At 42.5% G+C, this 14,052-nt stretch carries 7 protein-coding genes; 1 reads left to right on the forward strand and 6 read right to left on the reverse strand.

Going from position 1 to position 14,052, the window contains the following annotated elements:
• Positions 1–749: 749 nt before the first annotated feature.
• From L2747_RS08805 to L2747_RS08830, 6 genes are all read right to left on the reverse strand, one after another.
• Positions 750–2,015: a glutamate-5-semialdehyde dehydrogenase gene (locus L2747_RS08805; RefSeq protein WP_248998684.1), complete on the reverse strand. Its 1,266-nt coding sequence runs from the start codon at positions 2,013–2,015 to the stop codon at positions 750–752.
• Positions 2,012–3,130, reverse strand: a complete 1,119-nt coding sequence (proB, locus tag L2747_RS08810) for a glutamate 5-kinase (RefSeq protein ID WP_248998685.1) — start codon at positions 3,128–3,130, stop codon at positions 2,012–2,014. The genes L2747_RS08805 and proB (L2747_RS08810) overlap by 4 nt, the downstream gene beginning before the upstream one ends.
• 441 nt (positions 3,131–3,571) lie before the next feature.
• Positions 3,572–4,690, reverse strand: a complete 1,119-nt coding sequence (proB, locus tag L2747_RS08815) for a glutamate 5-kinase (protein WP_248998686.1) — start codon at positions 4,688–4,690, stop codon at positions 3,572–3,574.
• 324 nt (positions 4,691–5,014) lie between these two features.
• Positions 5,015–6,304 (reverse strand): NCS2 family permease, encoded by a 1,290-nt coding sequence (locus tag L2747_RS08820; RefSeq protein WP_248998687.1) that lies wholly within the window; start codon positions 6,302–6,304, stop codon positions 5,015–5,017.
• Positions 6,305–6,983: 679 nt separating this feature from the next.
• The gene (locus L2747_RS08825) at positions 6,984–8,426 is read right to left on the reverse strand and encodes an amidohydrolase family protein (RefSeq protein ID WP_248998688.1); all 1,443 of its coding nucleotides are present in this window, start codon (positions 8,424–8,426) and stop codon (positions 6,984–6,986) included.
• Between the two features lie 2,315 nt (positions 8,427–10,741).
• Positions 10,742–12,280: a M17 family metallopeptidase gene (locus L2747_RS08830; protein WP_248998689.1), complete on the reverse strand. Its 1,539-nt coding sequence runs from the start codon at positions 12,278–12,280 to the stop codon at positions 10,742–10,744.
• Positions 12,281–12,569: 289 nt separating this feature from the next.
• Between L2747_RS08830 and L2747_RS08835 the strand changes: the two genes are divergently transcribed.
• Positions 12,570–14,030, forward strand: coding sequence for an aminoacyl-histidine dipeptidase (locus tag L2747_RS08835; RefSeq protein WP_248998690.1), 1,461 nt, complete (start codon positions 12,570–12,572; stop codon positions 14,028–14,030).
• Positions 14,031–14,052 lie beyond the last annotated feature (22 nt).

The following is a 14,052-nucleotide window of genomic DNA, read 5'->3' on the forward strand; positions in this document are numbered from 1 at the left end:
TTAACGGCCTCCACCAGATTGATAAAAGAGACAAAGTAAACATCGAAGAACGTACTTTGAATGTAATAGCACCATTCAAAAACATCGACTAAGCACAAGGAAATGTAAGTTTAAGCCAAGGTACAGAGCTGCAGGGATGAGACTTTTTAATTGAATAAGCCATTTTAAGCGTAAAATGTTATTTAACTGCAACTTAGGTACCTTTTATCAGGTTCTATTTGTAAAACAGTCCTAGCTCAGGTACAAAGTAACAATTGCGTAACAAAATGGATATTCGTTATGTATTACAAATATATGGATGCAGTAAAAATATTTAAACGACAAAAGCTCATTCGCTTTATTAGATTGAGCTCTATGCTATTTGCAGTAGCAATGCTAATAAATGAACTTAGACAAGGCCGCACCTATACTTGGTACTTTGCATTTTTGTACTGCTTTTTCCTAATCCCCTCTCTTTACTTTACCGACGACGTGTTTTATCGGCGATTTTTCCATATGCGGGACTTTATCAACCCATTTAGGATGTATACCAGCGTCATGGCCATTATCTACTTTGTACTGTACGTGCATCAGGTATTATTTCCCTGATAAATAACTTTGTTAATGTTTTGCCGTATTACATTATTAAGATCCAGCTATATGCTTAAGTCATTTACGCTTTTTGAGTAACCACGTGTATTGCGACTAAAAATTTTAGCCAATAAAAAAGTCGCAATATGCGACTTTTTTATTGTTCATAACAAGCAAGGTTAACGAACCGTGTAATCGCCCCACGCCAACCATTTATAGGTTGTTAGCGCTTCTAATCCCATAGGGCCGCGGGCATGCAGCTTCTGAGTACTAACAGCCACTTCAGCGCCTAAGCCAAACTCGCCGCCATCGGTAAAGCGAGTACTTGCATTAACATAAACAGCAGCGGAATCGATTGCATTAAGGAAGTCACTAGCAGTGTGAATGTTGTCGGTTAAAATAGATTCAGAATGACCACTAGAGAAAGTACGAATATGCTCAACGGCGCCATCTAGAGCTGCAACCACTTTAATGCCCAATGTTAGTGACAGCCACTCAGTTGCAAATGTTTCTTCATTAGCAGCGTTAACTTCAATGCCTGCACTATTAAGCAAAGCCTGAGTTTGCTCACAGCCATAAAACTGCACGCCTAAACCACTTAAGTGTTTAGCAAGTGCCGGAATAAACTCTGCAGCTAAACTTTGGTGGATTAGCACGGTATCCAACGCATTACACACTGTTGGACGTTGCACTTTGGCGTTCTCTATAACCGCAATGGCTTTTTCAAGATTCGCCTCAGCATCTACATAGATATGACAAATACCAATTCCGCCCAAGATCACTGGAATAGTGGCTTGCTCAGCACATAAACGCTGCAGGTTTTGTCCACCGCGTGGCACAATCATATCCACGTACTTATCTAGCTTTAATAAACCTGACACTAAGCTTCTATCTGGGTTATCAATCAACTGTACGCAATCTTCAGGTAAGCCCTGCTCAACCATCGCTGAGCGGATAACTTTACATAACGCCTTGTTAGACGCTAACGTCTCTTTACCGCCACGCAAGATCACCGCATTACCGGTTTTTAGTGCCAGTACGGCAATATCAACCGTCACATTCGGGCGCGCTTCATAAATAACCCCAATAACCCCAAGTGGCACACGGCGACGTGATAAACGTAAACCGTTATCCAATAAGCGACTATCAATTTCACTACCAACAGGATCGGTAAGCCCAATCACATTGTCGATATCGCCAATCACGCCCATAAGTCTGCTTTCATCAAGCAGCAAACGGTCTATCATGGCATCGGATAGGCCATTTTCTTTTGCATTAGCAACGTCTTGCTGATTTGCGCTAACGATTTCAGCTTTTGCATCTGTTAATTTTGCCGCAATACAGCGTAATAATGCAGACTTTTGCTGACCAGATAAATTAGCTAAGGCATAACTTGCTTGCTTAGCGTTTTGGCCTAAAGCCGTTAAGTATTCGTTGTTGTTCATAACACCACCATGTCGTTACGGTGAATAATTGCATCACCGTAGTCATAGCCAAGCATATCTTCGATATTGTTTGAGTGCTTGCCTACCATTTTATCTACATCTACTGAGCCATACCGGCTCATGCCTTTGCCGTGTACCTTGCCTTTACCGTCAGTAAACTCAATAGTATCACCGCGTTGAAATAGTCCTTTAACTTCGACAATTCCCTTTGACAATAAACTACGACCTTTCTTAGTCACTTCCGCTATGGCGCCAGTATCTAATATTACTTGCCCTTGCACTTTAGGACCTGCAAGGATCCACTGTTTACGGCATTCAAGTGGATGCTCAAGCGCAGTGAAGTGGGTCCCCACTGGGTTTGAGCACACAGCTTTTTGAATCACATCTTTATGTTTGCCAGAAGCAATGACCACTTCAACTCCTGCGCGCCGCGCTATATCTGCCGCTTCAAGTTTTGTCGCCATGCCACCGGTACCGAGTCCTGAAACCGCACCACCAGCAAGTTTACGCAAGCTGTCGTCGATATTTTCGACTTCAGTAATTAACTTGGCATTGGGGTCGGTTCGCGGATCTGCGTCAAACAAACCTGTTTGATCGGTGAGCAAAATCAGTAAATCGGCATCACATAGTAAGGCTGCTCGGGCTGATAAATTATCGTTGTCACCAACTTTAATTTCTTCCGTTGCTACCGCATCGTTCTCATTAACGACGGGAATGATACCTCTTTTTAGCAAAGCATTGAGATAATCTCGCGCATTTAGATAACGTTCACGGTCGTATAAATCAGCTTGGGTTAATAACAGCTGACCAACGTGTAACCCATAAATACTAAAAAGTTGCGACCAAGCAAGAATAAGCTGGCTCTGCCCGACTGCGGCGAGCATCTGCTTACTGGCAATTGTATCGGGTAAATCTGGATAGCCGAGATGCTCTTTACCTGCTGCTATCGCCCCCGAAGTACATAGAACGACTTCTATTCCGGCTTCTATTAAGCCAGCCATTTGCCTCGTTAACTCCACCATGTGCGCTTTATCTAGCTTTAAACTGCCTGATGTCAGCACACTGGTCCCTAATTTAACCACTACTCTGCGGTAGCCGCTTTCACTTAAATTCATTTTCCCCACTAATAAAATTACATTTCGTTAACGTTATACCCAATCTAGCCGCAAATTGATAGCAAGTTACAAAAAATGCATAAAAATTCACGGGCAAATTTAAGGATAACTAATGTCATTTACAGTGAAAAAATAAGCTTATTTATGAAAAATAAGTAAATAGTGGCAACACACCAATTTAAATAAGTTAAAAACGTAAACAGGTCACTTTGATTGCTTCAGTCAATTTTATGCAAAATAAAGCATGCAATTTACTGTATTCAATCTTTGTGCTTTTTTAGTTAACACCAGCATAGAGCAACTTAGTCTTGAGCAAGGCTAAGCTGCTGCAGTACATCACTTAGGCTCAGAGACATATATCAACCTAGGTGTTTGCTCAGCCGTTTGTTTTGCAAATACAACGGCTAAACTTTGCTAGGCTTGAATAACTCAAAGCTTGGGTTAAAGCACGACCATATCGTTACGATGCACAACAGCGTCGCCATAGTCGTAACCCAAAACTTCTTCAATATTGTCTGAGTGCTTTCCTGCGATTTTATCGACATCAATCGAGCCATAACGGCTCATGCCTTTAGCGTAGACTTTGCCTTTAGCATCAATAAGTTCGATAGTATCACCACGTAAGAATTGGCCTTTTATCTCAATAATGCCTTTCGATAATAAGCTACGGCCTTTTTCAGTTACCGCTGTTATCGCGCCAACATCGAGCACCACTTGTCCGCGCGCTTTTGGTCCCGCTAAAATCCACTGTTTACGACTTTCAAGCGGGTGCTCTAAAGCCGTAAAATGAGTACCGACAGGTTGCTTACAAACTACATTTTGAATCACATCTTTGTGATGACCAGAAGCAATAACCACTTCAATACCTGCGCGGCGGGCAATATCTGCCGCTTCAAGTTTAGTCGCCATGCCACCCGTTCCAAGGCCAGAAACCGCACCACCTGCCAGCATACGCAGGCTGTCATCAATCTTTTGAACTTCGGTAATAAGTTTCGCGTCAGGATGTTTACGAGGATCGGCGTCAAACAGACCTTTTTGGTCAGTCAATAAGATCAATAGATCGGCATCGCACAATAGCGCAGCACGAGCTGACAGGTTGTCGTTATCGCCTACTTTGATTTCTGCTGTCGCAACCGCATCATTCTCATTAATAATTGGAATAATACCGTTATTAAGCAGTGCATTTAATGAGTCACGGGCGTTTAAGTAGCGCTCACGGTCATGCAGATCAGCGCGAGTCAGCAGTAACTGGCCAACATGCAAATCATAGATACTAAATAATTGCGACCAAGCGAGAATAAGTTGGCTTTGGCCTACGGCAGCAAGCAGCTGCTTACTCGCAATCGTGTCGGGCAGTTTGGGATAAGCTAAGTGTTCTTTACCTGCAGCAATAGCGCCAGAGGTACACAAGACAACTTCAACACCTGCTTTCATTAAACAGGCCATCTGTCTTGCTAATTCAACCATGTGTGCTCTATCTAACTTTAAGCTGCCAGATGTCAGTACACTCGTTCCCAATTTTACCACTACGCGGCGGTAGCCAATCTCACTTAAGTTCATTATCTGCTAACAAAATTATATCGAATAAATCCTTATACCCAATCTAAAGTTGAAATGGTAGTAAGCACCAACAAAGAAACTGAAAAAAATGGCAGATTTAGAGGGATCCAATATTATTTAGGCAATCGTTAGCAGAACATTGAAGTTTAACGCGATATTTTTTAACACTCATAATAGAAAAGCCACACTGAGTGTGGCTTTTTAGCATTAATCTATCCAACGCTGATTTGCATTACACAGCAAATCAATCGGGCGTTAAATTGGCCGATAAGTGAGCCAAACTAAGTACGTTTTATCACAGTGAATCACGATAAAAAGCCCCTGTTAACCATAGATAAACTTAGCAATAAACAGCGCAGCTAAAACCACCACGCCAATACTTAAGTCTTTATAACGTCCGCTCATCAGTTTTATCAGCGCATAAGAGATAAAGCCCATTGCTATGCCTGTGGCGATAGAGAAGGTTAATGGCATTAATATACATACCACGACCACAGGTGCTGCTTCGGTGATATCTTCCCACTCAACATGGACTAAGCCAGACATCATCAAGATTGCCACGTAAAACAAGGTGCCAGCAGTCGCGTAAGCAGGAACCATTCCCGCTAATGGTGAAATAAATAGCGCACCTAAAAACAGTAAGCCAACCACGACAGCAGTTAAACCGGTGCGGCCGCCAGCACTGACCCCCGCAGTACTCTCAACATAACTGGTTGTTGTTGATGTACCCAGCATAGCCCCTGCTATAGTTGCTGTGCTATCAGCAGTTAATGCACGATTTAAGCGGGGTAAGCGGCCCTTATCATCTAAGAAACCACCACGCTGCGCGACGGCAACTAAGGTACCCGAGGTATCAAACAGATCAACAAATAGAAATGCAAAAACCACTGAGAGCATGCTGATTTCAAGCACACTAGAGAGGTCCATTTTCATAAATGTCGGCATAATCGACGGCGGTGCAGACACCATTCCTTGATACTGCACGTCACCAAACAGCACACCGAGTAATGTAATGGCGAGGATGCTAATCACTACTGCTGATTTCATGCCGTGATGCACCATAGCAATAATCAAGAAAAAGCCTAACGCCGCCATAACCGCAGGGAATGCCGTAATATCGCCCATGGTCACTAAGGTTGCCGGACTCGCCACCACAATACCCGCGCTTTTAAGGCCAAGTAGCGCTAAAAACAAACCAATACCCGCAGCAATACCAATTCGCAGCGACATGGGAATGCTATTTACAATCCACTCGCGTATGCGCACTAAAGACAAAACTAAAAAGCAGATCCCAGAGAGAAACACCGCACCTAGCGCCGTTTCCCATGAATACCCCATCTCACCGACAACGGTATAAGTAAAGAAGGCGTTTAAGCCCATACCCGGTGCTAGCGCAATAGGGTAATTAGCGACTAAGCCCATGACTAAACAACCGATAGCAGCAGCTAAACAGGTCGCCACAAAAACGGCACCATGATCCATGCCCGCATCGGCCAGCATCATAGGGTTTACAAAAATGATATAAGCCATGGTCAAGAAAGTCGTTAACCCCGCAACCACTTCTTGCTTTAGCGTTGTTTGATTCTGTTTTAATTTGAATAATTTTTCTAACATGGAACTAAGTCCCTTGGATTTTATTATATTGATTTGTAGGGTGTACTCATTGCCAACCTAAGTACGACTTTTCTATTTAGCAAACAATCACTATTTGCTTAACAGTGGGCCTAGGTTAACAAAGTGAGAATATATACATGTACAAAAACCGTTCAACATGTACATTTCGCAGCGATTATACGGAGGGTTCACGCGCGAGACCAGTAATTTCAAACACATGTTTGTTTTTGAGTTTACCAACTCTGGAGGATGCTTAGTTTAGCTTAAGTCAGTTTTAGTCAGATTTAGCGATCTGATTGTTTTGTAGTTGATAACAATTAATATGTCAGCTATTAAAGTTAAACTCCGTCTAACAACTAAAATTGTGGCACTGCGCCCGCCCCCGAGAGATTGTAAAAAATAGCATAATGTTATTTTTAGGCTTGGAGTGACACGCTGCAAGCCCATCCATGGAAGCTCGGCCATGACGTCCTTGTAATGGACGGTCACGCCCGTATCTACACCAAATTTAGAACAGCGCTACCTTTTACATTAAAAGTTATGGCTAAAGCCCTAAATAATTATTGGACAGAAATACGTTAGTGCAAAGAGTCTAAAAATCGGGGATGAGATAATAAAATGTATGATAATCACAAAAAACCATACACAGACCCTAACGAGCCCCCCGCATATCCTCTAGTTATTTATTCACCACCAACTCTTCTCTGTGGATCGGCTTACCATGCAGAAAAATGGTATCAATACTGTTCCACGACTCAATAGAACCTAAGGGGTTATTTTTTAGAAGCAATAGATTAGCTATTTTCCCAACCTCTACAGTGCCATAATTGTTTTCAATCTTGAATTTCTTGGCATTATTAATAGTTGCAGCCTCTAACACTTCCGAAAGTGACAACCCCGCATCAACCATAGCTTTCATTTCTTGGAAAGTTGTTAATCCTGGCTGGTTAGCAAAACTGGGACTGCCTGGAAAATCAGAAGCAAGCAAAATAGGATGTTTAGCTTTACTGAGGTAACTGATGACTTTATTACCCTTACCAATTCTCCCGTATAAGAATGCAGCAGCAATTGATTCATCACCCATCCCATCAAACCCAACGCGAAGTTCCTCTTTAAACCACTGTGCTTCCGATGTTTTATACCAATCGATAAGCGACTTAGGTGTAACCGATAAGAACTCAGGAGAGCTTACAATGTCAGGCAGCATAACCTCACCTAAACCAGCAATGACTCTTTGGGTTGGCATGTAGCCTAATTCATTGGCAATAACTCTGTTCAGTTTTTCCTTTATTTCTTTGGGTAGCTGTTTATCTCGTCTATATTTCCCCCAATTCCACATTCCATGAGCGATAATATCGACGTTTGCTGCAAGCGCTAATTGTTGCATGTCCAAGGCGTTAGCATGAGCTAATATTGGCAAATTAGCTTTTTTGGCTGAGAGCTTAATTCGTTGAAGCGTTTTAGGAGAAAGTGTTGGCCATTGACTCGCATTACCATAACCATCTTCAAAGTAAATTTTGATACATGCAGCACCAGAATTAGCAATGTCAGTGACGATACTCTCTACTGAATTTCTTGCACTCTCTTTAGCGTTTTCATCAACTAAATAGGTGAACATTGATCGTGATAAATCATCCGTTTTTTCTACATAGGGAAATGTTTTTTCTGTGGTAATGACTTCGCAGCGCAGGTAATCAGGATGAATATCCGCTGAAATGAAATGTTTAAAATTTACACCGGGATTAGGATCAACAATTTGGGTTACACCATAATATAGGAAGCTCTTGGGTTGCTGTTGATAATATTCTTCAGCGATTTTTGGATGCATAGTCGCCATTGGCTCAACACCAAAGCCCATCCCAGGAATTGACGAAACATGTGCATGGCTATCCATAATGCCTGGAGTTAAAAACTTACCAGAGCCATCTATTTTTAGAGCATAGTTTGTAATCTTATTCTGCGTTATTTGAGCAATCCGACCATCATCTAACAATACATTCATACGCAGTTTTGCTGCCTGAAGGTGTGATGAGACAATGGTGACATTTTCAATAAGGACAGTATTTATCGCTAATGCTGAAAAAGAGTACAACGATATTACGAGTAAAAATATTCTAATCATAAAACTTCCATGTAAGCCAAACTAAACAGCCAAGCTATTGCTAAATAGACTTTTGGCATTTTAATTTAAAGTAATAGCTTAGGAACTATTACTCAGGAGTAACCAACTATCTTCTAATTTAAGCCAAAAGATAGGAAAGGCATAACCGTTTTAGATTACCACACTCTTTCAGGTTAGTTTTTGTATGAACAAAGCTTTACCTACCCTATTTGCCTTTTGAACTGCGTAACTCATTTTGGGGCAAAAGTGAGTTACGACACTTACGGGAAACACCCATTCTCCATCGTAGTTGCCGAAGGACGTTGAAGACTCTTTATAAATAAGAGTACCGTAATGCCCCCCCGGACGTGGGCATAACTTTCGCGGGGCAGGATGCCCCATTGGAAGCGTTAGGTTATTTCGAATAAGTACGAGGGTGACAACTTCGTCGGGGCGGCTGCTGTCCCCCATTTGCCCGAGTGTGAGCTGGAAGCTCACGACCTTTATCAAGCGTAGCTTGATTGAGTAACTTGTTAGACGAAGTCTAACCTCAAAGCCCAGGTGCAACCTGATTTCAAACCTTAAATCCAAGGCAAAAAAACCAGCTCAAAGGAGCTGGTTAAGACATTTCACATAAAGGGGTCGGAGCGAATTAGCGACAGATACAGATAATGAACTAGCCTATATACATTACTCCGAATTACCTGAATTATGCTTGGCTAACCGAGTGCAGATACGGCTGCGGGCGATTGAGAGCTATGAAGTTACAAGTTCAAACACTCTACTTAGTAACACCAATTCCAAAATAAATGTAATCGGCCTTCATTCAAAGGCTAACTCACTTTTGGGGCGCCAAACTAAACACCAACACAGCGTTGGCAACGCTTAGAAGTGAGCGTTCAGAATTTAGGTAAAAAAAAACCAGCTCAAAGGAGCTGGCAAGACATGTTTCAAGTGTTCCAAAAAAAGGAAATCGGTTAGCGCGCTAGCGTTAATCAATGGCATCTCGACAAGGTCAACATACCACTTGAGTCTAAACACACCCAAAGGGTGTTATAAGGTTGATGGATGATGAAACTACTCTAAAGGAGGGTTAGCCCTTAAAAGTCATGGCGTATAAACCGCCGCGCAAAACATTTGAATCCAACCAAGTGTTTTGCCAGTAAATCGTAGTTTGTCCAGTATAAGACATAGTCAATGCTCCCAAGCAAAGTTGTATCAATAATCTCAAATTAAATTAGTTAATGGGGTTGAACCAAACTAACTTAACGAGGCAACTTGTCGCTCGATTCCTTGGAGAATTATCCTTCCTAGATAGACTTAAATATTGGAAGGACTCTGCCTAACCAACGAAATCAATTATATGCTTTCGTAATTTTATTACAAGCTTTAGTGTTAAAAAATACTCAAAAAGTGCTTAAAGAGTAATTTAATAACAAGCGATAGTGATCAATATCACAACTAGTGGTAGGTTTTCGGTTCATTTCACAAACAGACACAGATTTCGATCAAAAAAACTACATTTAAAAGCCTGCTTTGCACAAGAAAATACCCAAAAATAATTAAAAGCGACCAATAATCTAGTGAAAAACACTGTTAACCCCACCAGCCGATATTGTTCTAATCTTTAGGCAAGCTCAAATTGGTGAGCCACCTTATCTGAACAATAAAATTTTGACAAAAAAAAGCCCACTCAATGAGTGGGCAAGACATTTCAAGTGTTCCTAGCGGAAATTGGTTAGCGCGCTAGCGTTAATCAATGGCAAACAGCGGAAGTATACTAACTCGGGCTATCTGCAACTTGGTCTTAAGTATCTAAAAGATACAATAAAGGTTGATGGAAACTGATGCGACTTTATATAAGGAGGGTTAACCCTTAAAAGTCATGGCGTATAGACCGCCACGCAAAATTTCTGTGTTTAACCAAAAGCTCTGCGAATAAATAGTGTTACTAAAATACATATTGATTACTCCAAACAAAGTTGAATTCCTAATACTCTACTTTACATATAAGCCGATCGCTGGCTTGTAGAGTCAACTTGTCGCTCGATTCCTTGGAGAATTATCCATCCTGGATAGACTAAGTGCCGGTAAACACCATTGCTTACCCGACGAAAGCAATTATAGATTGATGTAGTTTTATTACAAGCTTTTTTACTAAAAAAGCTAAAATAAGTACCTTTACGTTATTTTATTACATAATTTATTAGCGACAACCTCCATACTTTGTACTTTAAAACCTGTTCTATTTGATAACTAAAATTAAAAAACAGCATACAAGATGCTGCTTTTATTGGATATATTCACTTTAAAATTAAAGTATATAAACGATAGATTTACTTATTTGCTGTCATGTAGTGAAACAACCCCACTAACGGCGTTGCTGTTGGCGAACCATATTGTGGGTGGCCTTCTGTCGCACTTCCAGCAATATCAATATGACTATAGGCAATTGGCGTATCAGCATTTAGCCCATGTAGACTTAAACCTGATGCTTCAATCAAAAATGCAGCTGGGTATTGGTGACCTCTAGCTGTAACCGATGACGGTGCGTTATTCGATGACAACATATCTGCCGCTGCCGAAGGATCGACGATTTTGCTAAAGTCATCACGGCGTAACTGGCTGACTTCAATTGGCTCCCCCCAAAGAGACGCCAATTCTTGCATGTTAGTAGCAACATTTGCTTGCTTCGCTACACTGTTTTCAACGACTGCCGTATAGCCACCATAGCAACGCACCACATGGCCAGTTAATGTCGCCACTGAAAACATTTGCGGCTTAACAGCATTAACCGCCTTTAAGCGCAGGTGCGATAGTAAATCAGCTAATACTAAACGGCCTTCAGCATCGGTATTACCAATACGCACTCGCTTACCTGCATGGCTGGTAATGATTTCATCAGTAACGAAGGCTTCACTACCAATGCTGTTTCTCACTAAGCCAAGCTCTGCGATAACACGCATCCCTTTAGGCTTTAACATGCTGATTGTTTTCATTAAGCCAGCAACAGCTGCGGCGCCGCCTTTATCGCGGCTCATACCCGCCATACTTCCGGCAATTTTTAAATCAGCGCCGCCGGTGTCATACACCACGCCTTTACCAGCAAATAAGAATGTGTGTTCAATTGGGCCATCACCGACATATTCCAGTTTAACCACGCGTGGCTGATGTCTTAACACTGCAAATGAAGAACGGCCAACAGCGCTGAGCAATGGGTAGTCTCGCTCAAGAATATCTCGGTCTTCAACCACGCTGATTTTAAGATCAGAACCTTGTAGTGAGTCTAAGCAGTAATCGGCAAACGCTGGGGCTGACATGCGCTCAGGTTCAGTGCCACATAAGTCACGCGCTAGCACTCGTCCAGCTTCGATTGCCGTTAGCATATCGCCATGGTGTTCATCAGCTAATAAGCCTATTGCCTCAAGAGGCTCGTCACCGCCGCCTGCTTCTCTAAGCTCTAATGCTTGCCAAAGCTCTTGCCCACAAGCCAGCGCTGCAACTTGCGGTGCATATTCATAACGCTGTTCGCTTAAACGATTAACTAATAATAGTGGACGCTTAGCACCAGCATCTTTAGCCAGTTTAATACCCTGCCTTGCTGCGTCAGCAAACACACGCACATCTTGGTAGTCATCATTAGCTTTTTTAACGGGTGCAATAATTAGCCTTCCACCCGCCATGCCTGGAGCAAACAACAAGGTCGGAGACTGACCCACTCGCTTATCTATCTTTTGACCATGATTAGCGAGCATGGCGATCTCTTCAAATTGTAGCGATTCGAGATCAGTAGTGACAACCACTAGTGCATCCCAGCCATTGCCTTCAAAAATGGCATCTTGTTCTACTACATCAACAAACTTAACTGACCCCATAACTCTTCCTTCCTAGATTTTATTATTGTCATTTGCCTATTTGCTTGTGTGGCAATATAACTTATTTGCTACCGCATTATTCCCCGATTAAGCCAAGATTACCAATGACTTTACTACCCATGAAAACGATAGTGGAAACTTAGACTGACAAGCCACAAATAAAGCATGCGTAAACGATTCTACGCCACACTTTGACTATGCTAGACTGTCATCATTTTCAGCCTCAAGCCCACATGCGTCCTACTCTTTTAACGAAATCGGGCGCTTTAATTAGAATAGGGGAATATACGTGACCACACTTAGTCAATTACAACCACAAGCACTTTGGCAATGGTTTGAACAAATCTGTGCCATTCCGCACCCATCTAAGCATGAACAAGCACTTAGCGCTCACATTCAAGCTTGGGCGAAAGACAAGCAACTTGATGTTGTTGAAGATAAGGTCGGTAACCTGATCATTAAAAAGCCGGCAACTGCTGGAATGGAAAACTGTAAAACAGTAGTGCTACAAGCCCATATTGATATGGTGCCGCAGAAAAACGCTGACAAAGAGCATGATTTTGAAAAAGATCCTATTGAAGCTTATGTAGATGGTGACTGGGTTAAAGCTAAAGGCACAACCTTAGGTGCTGACAATGGTATTGGCATGGCGTCTGCACTTGCGGTTTTAGGTGCTGACGATATTGCTCATGGCCCACTAGAAGTGCTGCTAACCATCGATGAAGAAGCAGGCATGACAGGTGCTTTTGGTTTAGAGGCCGGCATGCTTGACGCTGAGATCTTAATTAATACTGACTCAGAGCAAGAAGGCGAGATCTACATGGGTTGTGCTGGCGGCGTTGATGCCCAGCTAACTGTGCCTATGGTATGGCAATCGCCAGAGCCTACAAATGCCAGCTACAAACTGTCTATGTCTGGTTTAAAAGGTGGTCACTCAGGAGTGAACATTCATTTAGGTCGTGGTAACGCTAACAAACTATTAGCCCGCTTCCTATTTGATCACGGTGATGAGCTTGCCATTGAGCTAACACAATTTATTGGTGGCTCACTGCGTAATGCGATTCCACGTGAAGCGGCTATCAGCTTTATGATCCCGCCAGAGAACCTAACACTACTGCAGACTCGTATCAGTGAGTTCCAAGCACTAGTGCGCGAAGAACTGGCAATTGCCGATCCAGGTACCCTACTCACGCTTGAAGAAATTCCAGCCGAAAAGCAAGTGATGAGCGAAGACTGCCAGCAGATCTTAGTTGACCTGCTAAATACTTGCCCTAACGGCGTTATCCGTATGAGTGATGAAGTTGCAGGGGTGACCGAAACCTCGCTTAACCTTGGTGTGATCAGCACTGAGAACGACAGCGTACAAATTCTTTGCCTTATCCGCTCATTAATTGATTCTGGCCGCAGCGAAGTTGAAGGGGTATTAACCTCACTTGCTAACCTTGCTGGTGCCAATGTTGAATTCAGCGGTGCATACCCTGGGTGGAAGCCAGACAACAGCTCACCCGTTATGGCAAGCGTACGTGAAACTTACGAAGCGATTTACAACAAAGAGCCGACTATCATGGTGATCCATGCAGGCCTTGAGTGTGGTCTATTTAAGAAACCTTACCCAGAGATGGATATGGTCTCAATTGGCCCGACTATTCGTTACCCACATAGCCCAGACGAAAAAGTGAACATCACTACAGTAGGTCAGTATTGGAAGCTGTTGCTAGCAGTACTAGAACGCACTCCTGCTAAAGACTAATTAACCGCAATTAGTTTTAAAG

This window comes from Shewanella marinintestina, from assembly GCF_023283845.1.
Taxonomy (GTDB): domain Bacteria; phylum Pseudomonadota; class Gammaproteobacteria; order Enterobacterales; family Shewanellaceae; genus Shewanella; species Shewanella marinintestina.